This window comes from Halorubrum gandharaense, from assembly GCF_054654575.1.
Genome location: NZ_BAAIET010000001.1, coordinates 1167040 through 1185218 on the forward strand (window position 1 = coordinate 1167040; position 18179 = coordinate 1185218).

Sequence of the window (18179 nt, forward strand, 5' to 3'; positions counted from 1 at the left end):
CACCCGGTGAGCGTTCATGCACCGACGCCAGCCTGCGGCCCGTCAACGAGGGGTCCGTCTCACCAACCACACGGAGGGAATCAGCTGTCCAGCAGTCTCCCCCCGAGTAACCGAGTGGCTGCCACGACTGCTCAGCACGCTCACAGCCCACACCGAAGAGACGGTTCGCCGTCACAGTTCCCTTGAGGATCCCTGGCGGACGAGCTCACAGCTGCTCACCCGACTCCACCCGACATGGAGGGACCTCGACACACCATGGACTGACGACCTAGCCGAAGCTGTCGCGTACATCCGCGCGATCACCACCAAGGCGCTCACCGACGACTCGCCGCACACTGATCCGTCCGAGACGGTCACGGCCATCGGCACGGGCCGTGGCCCAGTGAACGCCTCGCTCGGCGCACTCGCAAAGGGGCCGGTCACACTCCATCGCGAGCTCGACACGCACCCAACTGTCTGCACGCTCCTGTTGGATGGAGAGGCGTGGACCGAACTCACGGATCGACGCACAGGCGTGCGTGCACTCGCGGCGATCGCCGTCCTCGCAGACGGGTTCGACGTTCGCCTCATTGCCTCACCCACGCTCCGACGACATCTGGCCAAACGGTACCCGAAGTGGTGTGATTGTCACCTCGATCTTACTGAGAGCCGGGATCGGTCCCCCCACACTCCCCACTCTCACACAAGCCACGCAGCCTGGGAGGCCATCCACGATCTCGACACGGAGCCAGGCAAACGCCGGCTACTCGCGAAGCTCACACAGCCGCGAAGCTACGACGACATCGCCGGCGACGACGCGATCGACATCGCAGCGGGAACCGTCAGCCGCTACGTGCTGGATCTCGAAGCACGCGGGCTCGTCACGGTAGACCGACGTGGCCACCAACACACCGTCTATCGCACCGAACTTGGAGACACAGCCGTCACACAGTGTCTCGACGACAATCACGAGCTCGTCCACCCGGATCAGCGCCGGCTTGATGGGCGTCTTACCACAACCCCTCACGGTACTGCAAGTGCAGTGTCTCCCCCGGGGATGGGGGCTCCCCCCTCGATGGACGAGTGGGTGCAAACCACGGGCGACCCGGAGACCGACAGCGAGTACGTCCAGTGGCTCACGCCACCAAACACCCATGACGACCCGCTGCACCGCCGCTTCGCCACCGTGGCACACGATGATGCCGTCACGCTCGTCGATGACCAGCCGGCCCCCTTCGAGGACGGCCGGGTGGCGTATCTCAGTCACACACCAGATGAAACGCTCGTCGTGCTCCAGTGGGGCGGGCCCCTCGCCACGTTGGGACGTCTCGCGGGCGCCTTACTGAGCGAGAAAGCGCTTACCCACATTCTCACTCCAGAGCGGCTTGGCGAGGAGTTCGAGGCCCTCTCCACGAACCACACTAAAGCGATCGCCCGCGTCCTCCGGCGTGGCCGGCAAGTCGGGTGGTACAGCGACGACGAAACCACCTACGGAGCGTGGCGTGAGCGGATCACGACCGTCCGGGACCGCTTGCTCGCCTCGCTCGCCAACCTCACAACAAGCGACAATACGGCCGCGCGCAGCGAGCTCTTCGAGGAGCTTCACGGGCTGGTCGCATCAGCCACACAGCTGTATCACGCAGCCGGGATCGACCTGACAACCACCATCCGCATCCCCGACACCACCACGCTCACACGCAACCACAGCCGTCTCGAGAATCTCTGTGAGTTCCTCGGCAAGACGGTCCCCAAACAGTCCGTCTACGGGATCCACTCGGGCTATCGCCTGCTGTTCGAAGACCGCCCGGAAAAACTGCGCCGGCGGCTCTCCTACGACGTTGAGCCCGACACCCACCTCGATCTCACGATGTCGTGGGTGATTGCTGGCCCAACAGCAACCACACTCCACGACGACATTGCCGCATCACTCTCCGAGGCGCTCGCCGGCGTGCGCCCGGCGATCGCCAACGGAACCGAGGCGGCGCCCACCCTCAAGATCCCCGTCGTCGACGCCACGACGTACCCCGCCATCCGGCGGGTGATCGACGACGTGGCATTGACTGACGACATCCAGTGGTCACCCCACCAGAAACGGCAGCTCATCCGACTGTGTCTCCAGGCGTTCGGTCCGGTAGACACCGCCCGTAGCTGTCCGTATGATGTCGTGGAGAGCCTCCTGCGTGCACATACCGAGTCACCCTGCCCGACGCCGGCCGACCTCGAACAGGCGGCCGCTACACTCCCGCCGACGCGTTTTCGCCCAGATCTCACGCCGACGGCGACCAAACTCTACGGGACACTCCTTCGAGCTGATCGCCCACTCGGCCGCAGCGAGCTGATCGAGAAGGCCGGCATTTCGGCAAGCAGCTATGACCGGCGTCTCGATGACGTGGCGGCACTTGAGGGCGTCCACGCCGTCCAGGTGGACGGCCACCGTCGGTGGAGTACAGAACGGACCACACCAGCCGGTGTCGCGGCGACACCCGACTCGCTGGTGAGACTGCCACCGCACTGCGTCGTGAGCAGCCACGCGACCCCGGAGACGCGCCGGCGTGCCGGCCACCCAGCCCTACAGCCACCGATCCAACCCACAATGAGAGACACCACACTTCCAGTGACCCGACACGAGCACAGCCACTCGACCCAAGACGACGCATCGCTCTCGAACACTGCACTCACCCACCCAAGGGAAACACCACCCCACCAGCCGACGGCACTGCCCAGCACACCACACCAGAACCACGGAGGGCGCCAATGACCGAGCCCACCCTCGATCTGGAGACGACGGTCATCCGCGATCAGCCGGTCACACGAACGACGGGTACCATCCAGGTTGGCACCGACGAACTCGACGGCTCGACGATCACCCTCGGGTTCGGCGGGCCGTGGGGGACGATGTACACGGATCTGACGCCTGACCAAGCAACCGCGCTCGCCGGCGCGCTCGAGGCTGCCGCCCAGGAAGTCACCTCGGAGGGGGATGCCGATGAGTGACCTTCTTGAAGAGCTGCGAGCAGCGATTCCCGCCCTCACAAGCCCCGACGACCAGGGTCGCGACCCCGATCACGATCCGACAAACGGCCGCTGGCTCGAACAGCGGTTTGCTGAGACACTCCAGCGGTGGGGGTATCGAACCACATGTAACGAGTACCTCTTCGGGCTCGAAACCGACGTGATCGCGCGGCGAGACGAGCTCCGCGGTGAGCCCGCGGACTTCATCGTCGGTGAGTGCAAAGACTGGCAGACGAGACTTGTCGGCCGTGACACGGTCGCGGACATCTCCCATCGGGCTGCCCTGGCTCGGGCCATGCCCGTGTTGGTCGTCGGGAGGGGCGTGACCACCGCGGCGTGGAATCTTGCCCAACGGCTCGACGTCCGCATCCTCACCTACGAGGATCTGCAAAAGGACTCGCTTCGACCCTTGACCGAACACCGGCCGCCCCGCGGAACCCTCCGCACTCGTCGAGCGCCGGGAATCAGGGAGTTTCGAGAGCCGGTTCCACTGCTTCTCACCCGGCGGGGGCCGTCCAACGTTGAGGCACCCATGTTCAACGGGCCTGCACGAGGGCCGTGTTACGTTCCCGACCGTGCCGGCAACGACGAGTACGTCACCGCATACGACTGCGAGTACGAGTTCGACTTGAGGTAGCAAGCCAGTGTCTCGGGGGTGACCCCCAGACACCTGCGGTGAAATCGAGTCTATACACGAGAACTACGCCCAGTTCCAGTGGGGGCTGGCGATGCTCAACCGGATGTACGAAGATCTTGACCGCGGCGTCGCGTATGGCGAGACTGAACAACCACAGACGAACAGAAACCGAATCCTGAAGAGGTGAGTTTGTCGGCAGACTCCCGATCTTGCGGATGCTCTTGACGAGGTGTGGACACGACAGCGCTGCATTCCCGTGGCAAACGTTTATGGTTTCGAGTTTCGTAACTCTATACAAGATGAGCTACGATACAGAACACGTACGAAACGCGGGGGATACTCCGGGGATGATCACTGGAATCCCCACATTCACAGAATTACTTGAGAACCCGTCTCTCGCGAATCTCTATACGTCGATTAGACAGTCAGGAACTGCCACGGGTCCTGAACTCGTGGAAACAGCGACTGTCTCGAAAAAGACCGTATACGACTATCTCCATAAGCTAGAGCAGGCGGGCCTAATCAGCACGGTTAATAACGATACCGGGACCACCCGATACTCTGCTGAAGAGTTCGAACTGACGGTGACGATCCGTGAGACGAAAGTCTCGATCACTCCCGAACTTATTGAAGTGGTCGCACAGAAGAACGAGTACCCAGCGATCGGGCGGGTTCTCGACGACCACGGAATCGTCACGTTTGCACTCGCATACGATCTCGTAACGGCTCACAGTGAGGGGGAGGTCACAATTCGACAGATTGCGAGCCTCACAGATTTGTCGTCAGGAACTGCGTATGATCTCGTCGAAGCACTCTACTCAATTCTTGATCTCGGGGACGACGAGTCAAGTCCGACGACGTACACACCGGCTGATTTCGATGATGACGAGAGCAAGCTTCTTGAAGAATTCACCGACAGCTAGCCCGCGTTACGAGGATGTATACTGCGAATATTGCGGACACGGTGATGTTTCGGAATCTAGGGAAGTATCCCAACCCGCGCATACAGTCGCTCAAACGTGCCGTTGAGGAGGCCGACACTGAAATTTGGGTGCCAACAGCGGTCTATCACGAGTTGGCGGATACTGGGAGTACCGATGCACCGACTAATCCGTACCTCGATACGGCTATCGAAGAGGGATGGATTCGGGTAGCCACACCGCTGCCGGGTAATCGCGCCAAAGGGTTTGATAGTAGTGCTGGACTGGTTGAGAAAGCACGGTTCCTTGCAGATGAATTTCTCAACCAGCAGAGTAAGTATCCAGAGACAAACAACTGGCAGGATGCAGCGGTAGTCGCGTTGGCGGTTCGATTGTTCGATACAAATGCCCGAATTCGTGTGATTACTCACACGGCGGACGAAAATCTGGCAGCGGCGTGTGCACGTATTCCGCCTGAATTCGGGTACTATGATATCAAGTCCCGATACTACAACCCACCCCAGACAGCGAAGGCTGAGTTCCCAACTGTTGACCGACTCACGTGGAATGAGTGATTTGGCTCTGTTGAAATCCTCAGCAAGTGATATTTTCTGAACGTCTCCGGTCAGTACAGAGACAGTACTGTTCAATCTAAGTTATTCGAATCGTTGGTCTGTCGGAGATAGGTTGAGCAACGACGTGTACCAATTGCGTTCTTCGTCGAGAACGAGTTTTTGACAATCACGGCGAGAAAGATGGTACGGCCTCGCCGGCGCAGCACCGCTCCCTCGCTCGTTCGGGTCCCTTCCGAAGGTCGCACCAAACATATATTCTATCCATCGGAGATATATTCACAGAGGGCGTAGAGCTGAGTATGCCTGATAAACCAGATACGAACACCGTGTCAAATACCTCCTCGATGACGCGAGGCGAGCGCGTTCGGGCAGCAGCCCGAACGCTCCGGACACCTCGGACGGCATCGTGGGTCGCTGACGAGACGGAAACCACGACGAAGACGGCACAAAAGTACCTCGACCAACTCGTTGAGGACAACGTGTTACAGCGAGTTGACCGGGGCAGTCAGACGCTTTATTGTGTTGATCAGCTCATGGCGACTTATCGCGAAGTTGCAAGCCTCCAACGTGAGCACGATCGAGAGGAACTTGCCGACACGCTGGAGTCGATGCAAGCACAATTGACCTCCTCCCACGCCTGAAGACATGGGAATCCCACCACGGGATTTCAGGCCGTGCGTGGCCCTCTGGTTTCAAGACGCATTCGCTCCAAGCGTCGACTGCTGGATGTCAGCATCGGCTTGGCTGTCTTGTGGGGCGGTCAAACGCCCCCCATCCTCAGCCGAGTCATCGCCATCCGTGTGTTCTCTTGAATGGCTCTCTCCACTGAGGTAGCGATCTGCGATGTTTATCGCGCCGTTTACGTCCGCTTGGTACTCGCCCATCCAGCAAGCGTCGTTCGGACACGTGAACGTCGCCTGTCGTGGACGGTATCCTACCTCACCGCACGCATGGCACTCTTTCGAGGTGTTGTGCGGGTTGACCGTCTCCACCGGAATACCTTTTTCAACGGCCTTGTAGCGTATCTGCGCGTGGAGTTTGGCGAATCCCCACCCATGGAGACGCCGATTCATGAAGTCGCCGTAGTCCATCGATTCCCGTATGTACGTCAGGTCTTCCAGTACAAGAACGGGGGTCTCGACAGATTCGGCATATTCCACGACTTCGCGGGTGACGCGATGGAACACATCGTCGATCTGGTCCCACACGTTGTCCCCGAAGGACTCCGCAATACGTTCACTCTCACGCATCTGGAGTCGGCGCTTGGCGGTGAAGTAGGTCTTCCGGAGCCGACGGACGGTTTTCCCCTCATCGGCCCACAGTTCGGGTGCGCTCGGAGACCCGTGCTCGTCGCGGTGACACACCGTGACGAGTGACGCTTCCCCGATGTCCACTCCGATGGGTGTTCGTTCTTCGGCTGACACCTCGGAGCGTTCCTCTACGTCGCGGGTGGCGGTGACATGGAGGAACCATGTCCTGTCCCGTTCGAACAGCCGACTCTCACCCATCTCTGCATCCCCTGCGTTCAACGCTTCCAACCAGTCCCGCTGTTCGGGGTTCGGTTGGGCTGGCATCCAGAGGTGGTAGTCCTCGTGGTGCGGGATTTTGACGTACCACTCGATTTCGTTCTCGGGCTTGTGGTTGAGCCGGAGCCCTTCGTTCGTGAATCGAACTGGGTGGTCGTCGTGAAGCTCGACCGCGTTGTACGTCGTCGTAAGCTGCGGGACGTACTTCTTGAGGGCGTTCTTCGCGTACCCGCTCAGGTCGTAGTTGACCACCACGTCGTTCGCTTCGGTCTGCGTGGTACACCCGGCATCAAAGGCAACTTGGAGGGCATGCTGGTACGCCTCTCGCGTCTCACGAAGTTTCTGCCGCTTGTGGGCGTTCGGCTCCACCAGCTTGAGTTCGAGCGTTTTCGTGAGCTCGGTCACGAGTCGCCCTCCTCATGCTGTTGGATGTAGTTCTCGATTGTCTCGCTTGAAACGTGTCCAGCGGTTCCTGCGTAATATCCTCGCGCCCATCCTATTTTCTCGCCGTTATGGTCGGCGTATCGGTGGTTGTACTTGCGTGAGGAGATCCCTTTGAACCAGTTGGCGAGGAGTGCCGGTTCGTTCTTGGGCGGGCTACTGACGAACAGGTGTACGTGGTCTGGCTGTACGGTAAGGTCGAGAATTTCGACGTCTTTGTTGTCGGCTATTTCGTGGAGGATGTCACGCACACGGTCTGCGACTTCGTTGACGAGTACCGATTGGCGGTACTTCGGCAACCACACTATGTGATAGTTGAGGTTATAGGTCGCGTGCCGTGTGGTCTTCATCCGTGCTGTAGACTATTGTCTATCGACGTCTTAATACCACCGGCAGAACGGTGGGAAATCCATCTATGCTGTTGTCGGTGGACTCGTAGGCTATTGTCCGCTTGACCCCCGCCTAAAGACGGGGGTATGCGCTCGTGACTTTATCATGGACTGCGGGACGTATTGAAGCGACATCCAACGGCGACGACAGTCGAATTCGAGCCGGATCGTATCTCGAAATCGTTCCTTCGAGCACAGATTGCCCCAGCACGGATCGACCCACCAACTGGTCCCGATTGTCCGGTCGTCGACGTAGAGTGGCGGTTTCGAGGGGATACGGAGTACTACCGAATCCACTACGCGGATCCAAATACAGGGTTCAACTGTGGTTGGCACCGAGACGAGGACCACCCAGAGCTCGGTTCCGTACACTTCCAGTACGAAGATCCCTCAACTGGAGATGTTGACAGTTTGCAGGCGGTAAGCCCCCTTCCTCAAGGAGCGACCGTCGGGAGCGAGTAGGGAGGGGATACACCGCCTGCAAACTGCTAAAAGAGGAAACTCGGCCCGCTTACTCGTCGGGGACGAGCAGCTCGATCTCGTGGCCGTCCTGATCCTTGGTGAACGCGTAGTTGTGGTCACAGGACTCTGGATCGCGGTAGTCGGGTGCCTCCCGCTCCATCAGCGACTCCCACGCGTCGTCGAGGTCGTCGACGCGCACACAGAGGTGGCCCCACGCGTCGCCCATCGTGTAGCTGCGGCCGTCGTAGTTGTAGGTGAGCTCCAGCGCCATCGCCTCCTCGGCGGCGCCCTCGGGTTTCATGAAGTAGTTGGCGAACGTGTCGGACTCCCACCGGCCGGTCTCGACGTACTCGAACTTTCGGGTCCAGTAGCCGAGCGCCTCGTCGGCGTCCTCGACGCGGATCATCGTGTGGTCGATGCTCCACTTCGCGCCCTGGTCGCGTTTGACGATCTCGATCTCGTGGCCGTCCGGATCCTTCACGAACGCGTAGCGGTTGCCGCAGGACTCGGGGTCGCGGTAGTCGTCGACGCCCGCCGCCATCAGCTGGTCGTACGACGACTGGAGCTCATCTTCGGGCACGCGCACGGCGATGTGGCCCCACGCGTCGCCCATCTCGTAGGTGTGGTCGCCGTGGTTGTAGGTGAGCTCGAGGACGGCGCCGTCCTCGTGCAGCTCCTCGGGCCCGAGGTAGACGTTGGTGAACGTGTCCGCCTCCCAGCGCCCCTTCTCCTCGTAGTTCAGGTGCGTCTGGTACCAGTCGAGACTCTCCTCCAGATTCTCCACGCGCATCATCACGTGGTCAAAAGTGCCGTCCATGTATGAGGGGTCGACCGCTCGGCTCAAAAGCGTACTGGACGGGGACGCCGCCGGCGACGTGGTATATGAACGGCGAGAGCGGCAGCAACGATCGCTTATAAACGGAGCTGCGTGCGGTGGCGCGCCGGTGAGCGGCCGATAGGCCGCGAACCGCCCGCGAGGGAGGTCGGCGGCGGCCGCGGCTGCGGTGCGGTCCCGCGGCCGCCGTCGACCGAGGCTGGGGAGGGATGAGGTACGGTTGCGGAGCGGGGCGGTGCGGGGCGGGACTCAAAGGGGCAGCCTGCTCCGGGAAGACGGCCGACAGTAGCACCGAACGAGCGGAGCGAGTGAGGCGCGCACGGAGGCCCTCGACCGGAGCAGGCTGGGGCTTTGGAGGTGTTCGCCGTCGTTCTCACTGCGTGAACCGTCCAACTCGCTTATAAGGAGCAGGCTGGGGCTTTGGAGGTGTTCGCCGTCGTTCTCACTGCGTGAACCGTCCAACTCGCTTATAAGGAGCAGGCTGGGGCTTTGGAGGTGTTCGCCGTCGTTCTCACTGCGTGAACCGTCCAACTCGCTTATAAGGAGCAGGCTGGGGCTTTGGAGGTGTTCGCCGTCGTTCTCACTGCGTGAACCGTCCAACTCGCTTATAAGGAGCAGGCTGGGGCTTTGGAGGTGTTCGCCGTCGTTCTCACTGCGTGAACCGTCCAACTCGCTTATAAGGAGCAGGCTGGGGCTTTGGAGGTGTTCGCCGTCGTTCTCACTGCGTGAACCGTCCAACTCGCTTATAAGGAGCAGGCTGGGGCTTTGGAGGTGTTCGCCGTCGTTCTCACTGCGTGAACCGTCCAACTCGCTTATAAGGAGCAGGCTGGGGCTTTGGAGGTGTTCGCCGTCGTGCACTCAGCCCGATTCGCACAACCCACTTATAAGGAGCCGACTGGGGCGTTAGCGTATTCGCCGTCGTGCTCCTCACCAACGTCCTCCCCAACAACGCACACCTCAACGGCCGCCTTCGGCAGCGATTTCCCGCACCCACACGTCGCGTACACCCATGGAGACCACCTACCTGCCGTACGCCCTACTCGCCATGGGCGCGTACGCGCTCGTCTCGCCGCTGATGCGCGTCGCAACCACCGGCCCGAACGCCGTCCCCAGCGACGTCGCCGTCGTCATCTCGAACACGCTGCTCGTCGTGATGTCGATCGGCGTCATTCTCTATACCGGTCAAGGATTTACGACACACCTCGGCTCCCCGAAGATGGTGCACGTGCTCGCCGCCGGCGTCTTCCTCGGTATCGGCATTCTCGCCTTATACCGCGCCCTCGCGCTCGGCCCCGTGAGCGTCGTCACGCCCATCTTCGCGATGTTCCTCGTCTTCTCGTCGGTGATCGGGTTTCTCGTGCTCGGCGAGGAGTTCACGCTCCGCAAGGCGCTCGGCATCGTCTTCGCCGCGCTCGCCGTCTACCTCGTCTCGGGGGCGTGACCGAACGCCTTCGAGCCGACACCCCACCTGAAGCCGCGGACCCAAACGAGACCGCACAGTCCGGGCAAACCGCAAGGCTGGGTGACCCACAGTCTTAAGCAGTTACGTAAGGAAATCTTACATGCATCAACCATGAGTACCGACGACCCCGAGCTGACGACGGTGACCTCGAAAGGGCAGATCACGATCCCGAGCCGCCTCCGAGAGCAGTTCGGCCTTGAGAAGGGAACGAAGCTGATGGTCGTTCCGACGGACTACGGGCTCGTGTTGAAGAAGATAGACCTCCCCTCCGTAGAGGAGTTCCAACAGCGTGTTGAGGAGCGCGCCGGCGCGACCGACCTCACCACGGACGACATCGACCAGTTGGTTCACGACGCACGCGAAGACGAGAGATGAAGGCGGTTCTCGACACCAACGTGTTGATTTCCGGCGTCATCTCAACCGGTGTTCCTCACGAGGTCGTCGTCAAGGGGTACGAGGGTCAATACGAGATCGTCGTCTCCGTTGCAACCCTCACGGAGTTCCGTGATACGCTCCTCAAATACCCGGAGCGCTTCCACATGGATCACGAGGAAGTACAGGCGGAGGTCGAGACCCTCCGGTACTTTGCGGAGTTCGTCGATCCGGGTGTCAACGTTCAGGCCGTCGAGGATGACCCGGACGACGACAAGTTCCTTGAAGCGGCCGTGGCCGGCAACGTCGATTACCTCGTCTCCGGGGATACACACCTTCTCTCGCTCGACGCGTACAACGGCATTCCGATCGTCGAACCACGAACGTTCTACGAGAACCTCGAAGACTGAACCGCCTCCATCTCACACGTTCGTAACCGAGCACCAGCCCCCACCACCCGTCGACCCGGAGACGCCTGCCGGGTGACGAAAGCCCTTTATTACGGCCCGAGAAGGAGGCACGTCCAGTGTCTCGCGTCCCCAACCTGTTCCGGCTCGCCATCCTCTATATCGGCTTCGCGCTCGCCCGCGTCGGCATCATCGACCGCGACCGCGTCGTGCGGACCACCGACCTCGCGTGGCCCCGCATCATCACCGGCATCGCCCGGATGTCGAAGAGCGCGGTCGACGTGGCGCTCGTCGGCGTCGCGGTCGGCACCAGCGCCGTCGCCGGCGTCGGCTTCGCCGGCCCGTTCTGGGGGCTCGCGTTCGCCATCGGCGGCGGAGTCGCCGGCGGCACCATCGCGCTGGTCTCCCAGCGCTACGGCGCGGGCGCGTTCGACGAGCTGGGCGACGCCGTCCGCTCCAGCGTGCTGCTCGTGCTCGTCATCAGCCTGCCCGTCACCGCGGTGTTCTGGGTGTACGCCTACGAGCTGATCTCGCTGCTGTCGAGCAACGAGGCCGCGATCCGGCTGGGCGCCGACTACCTCCGCGTCGTCGGGCTCGGCGTCCCCTTTGCGGGACTCAACCTCGTCGGCAGCCGAGTGCTCGTCGGCTGTGACGACGCCTACACCGCGATGCAGGTGCGCGCGGGCGGCGCGGTCGCCAACATCTTCCTCAGCGCCGCGTTCATCTTCGGGCTCGGGTGGGGCGTGGAGGGCGCCGCGCTCGGCACCGTCCTCGCGAACGTCGGCGTCACCGCCGGTTTCGCCTTCGGCCTCGCATGGGGCCGGTTCCCCGGCATGGGCGCGTTCCCCGTGCAGATCGACCCCTTCGGGAACTACCTCAACCCGGGGATGCTCCACGACCTCGTGGAGATCGGGCTCCCGGTCGGCGCACGCAACCTCGTGTGGACCGTCGCCGAGTTCCCCATGCTCGGCATCCTCGACATCTTCGGGGAGAACACGGTGGCGGCGTTCGTCATCGCGCGCCGCATCTGGGGCATCATGAACACCCCCGGCTGGGGCTTCGGGCTCGCTTCCTCCAGTCTCGTCGGCCAGGAGCTCGGCGAGAACCGCGCCAGCGAGGCGCAGGCGTACGCCCGTGACATCATCCGCTTCTCGGTGGCAACCTACGCCGTCAGCGCGGTGCTCATCGCCTTCTTCGCCACCGATATCGTCGTCCTCTTCGCGGAGAGCCCGGATAGCCCGGAGATCCCCATCGCCGTCAACCTCGTGTACGCCGCCTGTGCGGCCGTGATCTTCCAGGGGGTCTCCGGCGGCGCCGCCGGCCCGCTCGACGCCGCCGGCGACACCAAGGTGCCCTTTGCCAGCCAGTTCATCGGCATGTTCTGCGTCTCGATCCCGCTGGCGTACATCGGCGCCGCCGGGCTCACGATCCCGTCGGTGACGCTGCCGGTCGTCGAGCTCTCGCTGCCCGGGCTCTCGATCCCCGCGATCGGCCTGTGGGGCCTCTACCTCGCGTTCATGGCCGAGACGACCATCCCGGCCGCGATCAACTACTGGCGCTTCCGCTCGGGCAAGTGGAAGGCGATAAGCGAGGCGTACCGTCCCGAGAAGGCGACGGAAGGGGGTGGCGAGTAAACTACCCTACCCTACTTCGCTCACCCCATACGGGGTTCGCTCGTTGAGGGTAGGGCTTTGATGTGAACTCCCGGCAATCAGTCACCGGCAATAGGCTGGTGACTCTCGCCGTTCAACGTCCCACCATTTATACGCACGTCTACTGGTGCGTCTCCGTCCCCCGACTTGGGCGAGGAACGGAGTCTGTGTCGCCGTTTTCGAGCGTAGCGTACCCCGATGTTCTTCGCCGCGTTGTAGTCCGCATTGACCTCGTAGCCGCACTTCTGGCACTCGAAGTGTTCTCCGTGGCGGTTGTCCTCATGCGTGAACCCACAGTCCGTTCGAGAACAGCGTTGGGACGTGTGGTTCGGCGCAACTTGCTTTACCGTGACGCCGCACTCTGGTGCCTTGTACTCGACGTACTCGTACAGGCGACGGAACGCCCATATGTGGTGCCACTTCGCCTGCGGAAGACGGTCACGGATGTCCGATAAGTCTTCGAATACCAGAACGTCGCACCCGTTCTCAACGGCTTCCGTGACGATCTCGTTGGCGATAGTATGGATGTACTGCTTTCGCCACGCTTCTTCGCGCTTGCCGAGACGAAGAAGCGCGTTGTGCCCAGCTTGGGTCCCGCACTGTTGCATCTCACCGCGCCGCTTTTCAAATTCACGGCACCAGTGGTCGTACTCATCGCCTTGCCAGAACGTGCCGGTTGAAGCGACCGCGAGACTGGTAACGCCGAGGTCGATACCGAGGACTGTTTGGTGCTCGGTATCTTCCGAAACCTCGAACTCGTCAGCGCTCGAATCGTCCTTCCGAGTGGTGATGTGGAAGTAGAACTCGTCGGTCGCTTTGTCGTATTGAAGCGTACTTGCCCGGAACTCGTAGTCCTCCGAGAGAACGTACCGTTCGTACGGTGTCGGACTATCCGCCGGAAGTTCAAAGTCACACTCGACACGCCCGTTGACGGTCGAGAGGGACACACGGTTGCGGTAGAACGTCGCACTCCGCTTGTCGTAGACCATGCTCCACGACGTGAACTCCGGCTGGCTCACCCGTTTGCCCTCCTTCCACCGTTCAACGCAGCCTTTCGTCGCTTGTACGGCGCGTCGGATGGCTTCCTGAACGAGATTCGCGGTAAGGTCCGTCTCCTCGCGGAGTTCCCCGTAGAGCGCGTCCCGTGCAGTTGTGTTGGCTGTGACACACTCAGTGTGAGAAACATCAGACCAACAGAACTCGGCAGCACGGTTGGCGCAGTGAAGGAACTGCCGGGCAGATTCGTGGAGATCCTCCCGTCGCCCGTCGGGAACGACGAGTTTGACAGGTGCAGTACGCCGAACCTCCATATTTCAGATTAATAGCTAATGGTTCTTAAATACCTGGGAGTCGAGCGGTCGTCGTATTCCAGCTGTATCGCACCATGTCGGTTTCCTCTCCGGCCTACTCGCTCACTCCGTTCACTCCTTGAGGCCGGAGGCTCCACCTCGAAAGTGCTGAGATCCGGGTCGTCGGATGCGAAACCGACACCATCGGCGGGTGTCATCGCGCTTAAGAGCGTCAGCGTCCACTGCGGCTACATGTTCGGAACCAGCGGCGTTCGCGGACCGTTCGGCGCCGAGATCGACGCCTCCCTCGCGCTCGACATCGCCCACGCCGTCGCCGTCGATGCCGACCGTGTCGTGGTTGGGCGGGATGCCCGTGACACCGGCCGAGCGCTGACGGCAGCCATGGAGTCCGGCTTCGTCGAATGTGGCGTCGACGTCGTCACCGTGGGCACCGCGGCGACGCCGACGATCGCCCGGGGGATCGAGACGGTCGACGCGGATGCCGGCGTGGCGATCACGGCGTCGCACAATCCCGCGCCCGACAACGGGATCAAACTGTGGACCCCCTCGGGGCAGGCGTTCGACTCGGATGCGCAGGCGACCATCGAGCGGCGCATCGAGCGGGGAACCGTCCCCCACGCCGCGTGGGACGAGCAGGGAACCACGGAACGGTGGGACCGGGCGAGCGAAGCGCATCTGGACGACCTCGTCACTGCGGGCGCGGAACGGACGAGCGACGCGGGACTGTCCGGGCTCCACGTCGTGGTGGACGTCGGTAACGGCATGGGAGGAGTGACCGCCGACGCCCTCTACGAGCTGGGCGCAACCGTCGAGACGCTGAACGCCCAGCCCGACGGTCGCTTCCCCGCCCGTCCGAGCGAGCCGACAGCACAAACATGCGAGGGGCTCATCGAACACGTCGCCGCCCGAGATGCAGACCTTGGTATCGCCCACGACGGCGATGCCGACCGGATGATGGCGGTCGATGACGAAGGGCGGTTCGTAGCTGGTGACGCGTTGTTGGCGGTGTTTGCCACCGAGTTTGCAGTCGACGGCGGGCACATTGCCGTGCCCGTCGACACCAGCCTCGCCGTGGACGATGCCGTCGAAACGGTGGGTGCATCGGTCGTTCACACGCGCGTCGGTGACGTGTACGTCGCCGAGCGGGCGCGGGACGCCGACGTGACGTTCGGCGGCGAGCCGTCGGGCGCGTGGATCTTCCCCGACGAAACGTTGTGTCCCGACGGACCGCTTGCGGCCGTGATTCTGGCGGCGCTCGCCGCTTCCCGGCCGCTCTCCGAACGGGTTGACGCCGTTCCAACGTACCCGACTCGCCGCGACGCGGTCGAGACGGAGCGGAAAGCCGCCGTCATGGACGCGGTGACGGCACAGGTAGCGGACGCGTACGACGACGTAACCGGACTCGACGGCGTGCGCGTCGAGACTGCCGACGGGTGGTTCCTGATCCGGGCGTCGGGGACCCAGCCGCTCGTTCGTGTGACCGCCGAGGCTCGCGATCCCGACGCCGCCGACGCGATACACGAGGAGGCGCGTGCTATCGTGGCAGCAGCACGAAAGACGACGTAGCGACCGAGACTGGCGCCCGGCGCCGTAAGGGCTGCTGGCAGATGTACAAGCAGGCAACGGGAGTGCGGAACCTCTTTTTTCCTCCGAGAGAGTGCGGGTAGCATGCAAACCGTCGTGCTCGCAGCCGGCCAGGGAACGCGCATACGACCGCTGACCGACCAGCTTCCGAAGCCGATGTTGCCGGTCGCCGGACGGCCCCTCGTCGAACACACCGTCCGGACGGCGATCGATGCGGGGGCGACCGGCGTGACGCTCGTGGTGGGATACGAGGCGGACGTCGTGCGGGACCACTTCGAGGATCTGGACCTCCCCGTGCCGGTCTCGTTCGCGATCCAGACCGAGCAGCGTGGAACCGCCGACGCGGTTCGTGCGGCCGCGGACCGTCTCGATGAGGCGCCATTCGTCGTGCTCAACGGGGATGCGCTCTACGACGCCGACTCGCTGGCGTCGCTGTTCGAACGCGCGCCGGCGGTCGGCTCGGTGCGCGTGGACAACCCGTCCTCGTACGGCGTGTTACGCGTGGCTGACGACGCCGTGACGGGTGTGGTCGAAAAGCCCGCAGACCCCCCGTCAGACCTGATCAACACCGGGGCGTACGCGTTTCCCGCCGCCGCGCTCGACTGGTTGCGTGTCGAGAAAAGCGAGCGTGGGGAACTCGAATTAACGGACGTGTTACAACGTGTCTGTGAGGAGTATGCCGTGACGCCGATCCCGTTCGACCGGTGGCTCGACGTCGGGCGCCCCTGGGAGCTCCTGGAGGCCAACGAGTGGAAGCTGGCAGCGCTACAAGCGGTCGAGGACGGCGACGTCAGCGACGCCGCACATCTCCGTGGCCGGGTCGTCGTCGAGGAGGGTGCCACCGTAAAGCCCGGTGCGGTTATCGAGGGGCCGGTCTATATCGGCCGGGATGCGACGGTCGGCCCGAACGCCTACGTGCGCGGGTCGACGTATCTGGGACCGGAGACCAAGGTCGGCAACGGCGTCGAAGTCAAAAATGCCGTGTTGATGAAGGGCACATCCTTGGGCCACCTCTCGTATCTCGGTGATAGCGTCCTCGGGCGTCAGGTCAACTTCGGTGCGGGGACGAACGTCGCCAATCTCCGCCACGACGGCGCGAACGTCGAAATAACGGTGAAGGGAGAACGCGTTGAGACGGGTCGCCGAAAGTTTGGCGTCGTCTGTGGCGACGACGTAAAGACGGGGATCAACACGTCTCTCAATGCCGGCGTCACCCTGTCGTCGGGTGCGACGACGACCCCCGGTGAAGTCGTGACCCGGGACCGCTGACCGGCGTTCTCACGACGAACCGGCTGCGACAGCGACTTCCAGAGCTGGTGACAGACGCGGGTGTTTCCGGAGCGAATCGACCCCTCTTTGAGTCAGGATTAGAAAAGTAGCTGAACTGGGAGATCACAAATGAAGGGAGCTCAGAAAGTAACAAAAAGAACTAAGAACAAAGAGAAATAGCCATGTAACATGGGATTTGAAAAATTCGAAGAGTCAGGGAGCGGACGCGGCAGACCCGCCGGAACGGACCCGATGATCTCGCTTCGGAAGTCGGGGAGCATCGGCATCAACAAGGCGGCGTTGGACGAGTTCGTCGGAGATAGCGGCGGGGCGATAATGTACTACGATGCAGACGCCTCCCGTATCGGCATTGAACTGGTTGCGGATAAGGATGAAGACGAGGCTGCCTACTCGATCACGAAGTCCGACTCGGGCGGCACCATCGCGCCAAAGGCCTTCCTGCGGAAATACGACCTCATTCCGGACGTGACCACACAGTACGAGCCTACCGAGGAGGATGGAATGGTCGTGCTTGACCTCGACGAGCCGATCGGAACGCACGGATCCGCCGACGACGGTGACGGGTCGGAGACGACCGACGACGACTGACGAGCGTCACTTCGCCTTCGATAGCGACGAGACGACGGCTGCGCAAGCCGCCGGTCGAACGCTTCCGAACGAACGGGGAACGAGACGGCCCCATGGACGAGTTTTATAGGAGTCTGTCGAGTAGCAGTCATATCATGAATCGGCGACGATTACTGGGGATACTCCCCGCTGCCGTGGTTGGCAGCGCCGGCTGTCTCGCCACGAGGGGAAATGGGCGGAACGAGCCGGAGTCCGAGGTGCGAACTGAAGACGGCCTGGACGTAACCGTGGCGGCACCGAGACCGAGGATCATCGAGGAAACAAACAGGAACGATGTGGTGGGCACGGAGTTCCTCAACCGGGGCGAAACTGGACGCATCCGCATCGCGTTACAGGGCGTCGTTGACACGGACGAGCGAGCCCGTCCCGGCAATCGAGTGGTTCTCGAGACGACGACCGTCGCTACTGAGACGAATGAATCGGCAACAGTTCAGTTCGACACGGCGGCGATCGAGCCGTTCGACGAGTTCCTGCTCACCTACGCACCACAGTCGTTTCAGCTGACCGTGAGAAACGGCGGCCCCACGGGAGATCACGACATCCGATTGGTTGACCCGGTGTATGAAACCGTCCTCGATTCGTCGATCCTCCCGCTGGAACGCGGAGCGGAGGCCACTGTCACCTTTGACGACGGGTACCGCTTCGTCGGCAACCAGTGGGCCGTGGCCGCCCGTCGTGAGTAGCCGTCGGCCTCCGAAG

18 protein-coding genes and 1 pseudogene are annotated in these 18179 nt (G+C 62.3%); 14 read left to right on the forward strand and 5 right to left on the reverse strand.

The window, feature by feature from the left end:
- Positions 1 to 16: 16 nt before the first annotated feature.
- From ACYQ07_RS05505 to ACYQ07_RS05530, 6 genes and pseudogenes are all read left to right on the forward strand, one after another.
- Positions 17 to 2737, forward strand: coding sequence for a plasmid replication protein RepH (locus ACYQ07_RS05505; protein ID WP_459878522.1), 2721 nt, complete (start codon positions 17 to 19; stop codon positions 2735 to 2737).
- Positions 2734 to 2973 (forward strand): hypothetical protein, encoded by a 240-nt coding sequence (locus ACYQ07_RS05510; RefSeq protein WP_459878524.1) that lies wholly within the window; start codon positions 2734 to 2736, stop codon positions 2971 to 2973. The genes ACYQ07_RS05505 and ACYQ07_RS05510 overlap by 4 nt, the downstream gene beginning before the upstream one ends.
- Positions 2966 to 3628 (forward strand): restriction endonuclease, encoded by a 663-nt coding sequence (locus ACYQ07_RS05515; RefSeq protein ID WP_459878526.1) that lies wholly within the window; start codon positions 2966 to 2968, stop codon positions 3626 to 3628. Before ACYQ07_RS05510 ends, ACYQ07_RS05515 begins: the two co-directional genes overlap by 8 nt.
- A gap of 299 nt (positions 3629 to 3927) precedes the next feature.
- Positions 3928 to 4551 carry a helix-turn-helix domain-containing protein gene (locus ACYQ07_RS05520; protein ID WP_459878528.1) on the forward strand — a complete coding sequence of 208 codons (624 nt, stop codon included), beginning with the start codon at positions 3928 to 3930 and terminating at the stop codon, positions 4549 to 4551.
- A 14-nt stretch (positions 4552 to 4565) separates the two neighbouring features.
- The gene (locus tag ACYQ07_RS05525) at positions 4566 to 5123 is read left to right on the forward strand and encodes a PIN domain-containing protein (protein WP_459878530.1); all 558 of its coding nucleotides are present in this window, start codon (positions 4566 to 4568) and stop codon (positions 5121 to 5123) included.
- 344 nt (positions 5124 to 5467) lie between these two features.
- Positions 5468 to 5749, forward strand: a pseudogene (locus tag ACYQ07_RS05530) (DUF7342 family protein); the annotation flags it as partial.
- A gap of 66 nt (positions 5750 to 5815) precedes the next feature.
- On the opposite strand, the gene ACYQ07_RS05535 reads toward ACYQ07_RS05530, so the two are convergent.
- The 4 genes from ACYQ07_RS05535 to ACYQ07_RS05550 form a co-directional block, all read right to left on the reverse strand.
- Complete coding sequence (locus ACYQ07_RS05535; RefSeq protein ID WP_459878532.1) at positions 5816 to 7054, reverse strand: RNA-guided endonuclease InsQ/TnpB family protein; 1239 nt, start codon at positions 7052 to 7054, stop codon at positions 5816 to 5818.
- On the reverse strand, positions 7051 to 7440 hold the full coding sequence (gene tnpA / locus ACYQ07_RS05540) for an IS200/IS605 family transposase (RefSeq protein WP_459878534.1): 390 nt from the start codon (positions 7438 to 7440) through the stop codon (positions 7051 to 7053). Before tnpA ends, ACYQ07_RS05535 begins: the two co-directional genes overlap by 4 nt.
- A 550-nt stretch (positions 7441 to 7990) precedes the next feature.
- A complete protein-coding gene (locus tag ACYQ07_RS05545) occupies positions 7991 to 8758 on the reverse strand; it encodes a VOC family protein (protein WP_459878536.1) in 768 nt (255 codons plus the stop codon).
- Between the two features lie 267 nt (positions 8759 to 9025).
- On the reverse strand, positions 9026 to 9634 hold the full coding sequence (locus ACYQ07_RS05550; protein WP_459878538.1) for a hypothetical protein: 609 nt from the start codon (positions 9632 to 9634) through the stop codon (positions 9026 to 9028).
- A 151-nt stretch (positions 9635 to 9785) separates the two neighbouring features.
- On the opposite strand from ACYQ07_RS05550, the gene ACYQ07_RS05555 reads away from it, so the two are divergent.
- The 4 genes from ACYQ07_RS05555 (at position 9786) to ACYQ07_RS05570 (ending at position 12651) form a co-directional block, all read left to right on the forward strand.
- Positions 9786 to 10217, forward strand: a complete 432-nt coding sequence (locus ACYQ07_RS05555) for an EamA family transporter (protein ID WP_459878540.1) — start codon at positions 9786 to 9788, stop codon at positions 10215 to 10217.
- Positions 10218 to 10349: 132 nt separating this feature from the next.
- On the forward strand, positions 10350 to 10613 hold the full coding sequence (locus ACYQ07_RS05560) for an AbrB/MazE/SpoVT family DNA-binding domain-containing protein (protein ID WP_459878542.1): 264 nt from the start codon (positions 10350 to 10352) through the stop codon (positions 10611 to 10613).
- Positions 10610 to 11020, forward strand: coding sequence for a putative toxin-antitoxin system toxin component, PIN family (locus ACYQ07_RS05565; RefSeq protein WP_459878544.1), 411 nt, complete (start codon positions 10610 to 10612; stop codon positions 11018 to 11020). The genes ACYQ07_RS05560 and ACYQ07_RS05565 overlap by 4 nt, the downstream gene beginning before the upstream one ends.
- Positions 11021 to 11136: 116 nt before the next feature.
- Positions 11137 to 12651 carry an MATE family efflux transporter gene (locus ACYQ07_RS05570; protein ID WP_459878545.1) on the forward strand — a complete coding sequence of 505 codons (1515 nt, stop codon included), beginning with the start codon at positions 11137 to 11139 and terminating at the stop codon, positions 12649 to 12651.
- Between the two features lie 77 nt (positions 12652 to 12728).
- Here ACYQ07_RS05570 and ACYQ07_RS05575 read toward each other — a convergent pair whose 3' ends face one another.
- Positions 12729 to 13979, reverse strand: coding sequence for an RNA-guided endonuclease InsQ/TnpB family protein (locus ACYQ07_RS05575; protein WP_459878546.1), 1251 nt, complete (start codon positions 13977 to 13979; stop codon positions 12729 to 12731).
- 231 nt (positions 13980 to 14210) lie between these two features.
- Here ACYQ07_RS05575 and glmM point away from each other — a divergent pair, with 231 nt between their 5' ends.
- The 4 genes from glmM (at position 14211) to ACYQ07_RS05595 (ending at position 18163) form a co-directional block, all read left to right on the forward strand.
- A complete protein-coding gene (glmM, locus tag ACYQ07_RS05580; protein ID WP_459878548.1) occupies positions 14211 to 15545 on the forward strand; it encodes a phosphoglucosamine mutase in 1335 nt (444 codons plus the stop codon).
- 102 nt (positions 15546 to 15647) lie between these two features.
- Positions 15648 to 16832 (forward strand): bifunctional sugar-1-phosphate nucleotidylyltransferase/acetyltransferase, encoded by a 1185-nt coding sequence (gene glmU, locus ACYQ07_RS05585; RefSeq protein ID WP_459878551.1) that lies wholly within the window; start codon positions 15648 to 15650, stop codon positions 16830 to 16832.
- Between the two features lie 189 nt (positions 16833 to 17021).
- Complete coding sequence (locus ACYQ07_RS05590; protein ID WP_459878554.1) at positions 17022 to 17441, forward strand: hypothetical protein; 420 nt, start codon at positions 17022 to 17024, stop codon at positions 17439 to 17441.
- A gap of 92 nt (positions 17442 to 17533) precedes the next feature.
- On the forward strand, positions 17534 to 18163 hold the full coding sequence (locus ACYQ07_RS05595) for a hypothetical protein (RefSeq protein ID WP_459878557.1): 630 nt from the start codon (positions 17534 to 17536) through the stop codon (positions 18161 to 18163).
- Positions 18164 to 18179 lie beyond the last annotated feature (16 nt).

Bases quoted from the DNA above. Each gene is read 5' to 3' on its own strand.
- ACYQ07_RS05505 (WP_459878522.1), top strand. From the start codon at position 17: ATGCACCGACGCCAGCCTGCGGCCCGTCAACGAGGGGTCCGTCTCACC.
- ACYQ07_RS05510 (WP_459878524.1), top strand. From the start codon at position 2,734: ATGACCGAGCCCACCCTCGATCTGGAGACGACGGTCATCCGCGATCAG.
- ACYQ07_RS05515 (WP_459878526.1), top strand. From the start codon at position 2,966: ATGAGTGACCTTCTTGAAGAGCTGCGAGCAGCGATTCCCGCCCTCACA.
- ACYQ07_RS05520 (WP_459878528.1), top strand. From the start codon at position 3,928: ATGAGCTACGATACAGAACACGTACGAAACGCGGGGGATACTCCGGGG.
- ACYQ07_RS05525 (WP_459878530.1), top strand. From the start codon at position 4,566: ATGTATACTGCGAATATTGCGGACACGGTGATGTTTCGGAATCTAGGG.
- tnpA (WP_459878534.1), bottom strand. From the start codon at position 7,440: ATGAAGACCACACGGCACGCGACCTATAACCTCAACTATCACATAGTG.
- ACYQ07_RS05545 (WP_459878536.1), bottom strand. From the start codon at position 8,758: ATGGACGGCACTTTTGACCACGTGATGATGCGCGTGGAGAATCTGGAG.
- ACYQ07_RS05555 (WP_459878540.1), top strand. From the start codon at position 9,786: ATGGAGACCACCTACCTGCCGTACGCCCTACTCGCCATGGGCGCGTAC.
- ACYQ07_RS05560 (WP_459878542.1), top strand. From the start codon at position 10,350: ATGAGTACCGACGACCCCGAGCTGACGACGGTGACCTCGAAAGGGCAG.
- ACYQ07_RS05565 (WP_459878544.1), top strand. From the start codon at position 10,610: ATGAAGGCGGTTCTCGACACCAACGTGTTGATTTCCGGCGTCATCTCA.
- ACYQ07_RS05575 (WP_459878546.1), bottom strand. From the start codon at position 13,979: ATGGAGGTTCGGCGTACTGCACCTGTCAAACTCGTCGTTCCCGACGGG.
- glmM (WP_459878548.1), top strand. From the start codon at position 14,211: ATGTTCGGAACCAGCGGCGTTCGCGGACCGTTCGGCGCCGAGATCGAC.
- glmU (WP_459878551.1), top strand. From the start codon at position 15,648: ATGCAAACCGTCGTGCTCGCAGCCGGCCAGGGAACGCGCATACGACCG.
- ACYQ07_RS05590 (WP_459878554.1), top strand. From the start codon at position 17,022: ATGGGATTTGAAAAATTCGAAGAGTCAGGGAGCGGACGCGGCAGACCC.
- ACYQ07_RS05595 (WP_459878557.1), top strand. From the start codon at position 17,534: ATGGACGAGTTTTATAGGAGTCTGTCGAGTAGCAGTCATATCATGAAT.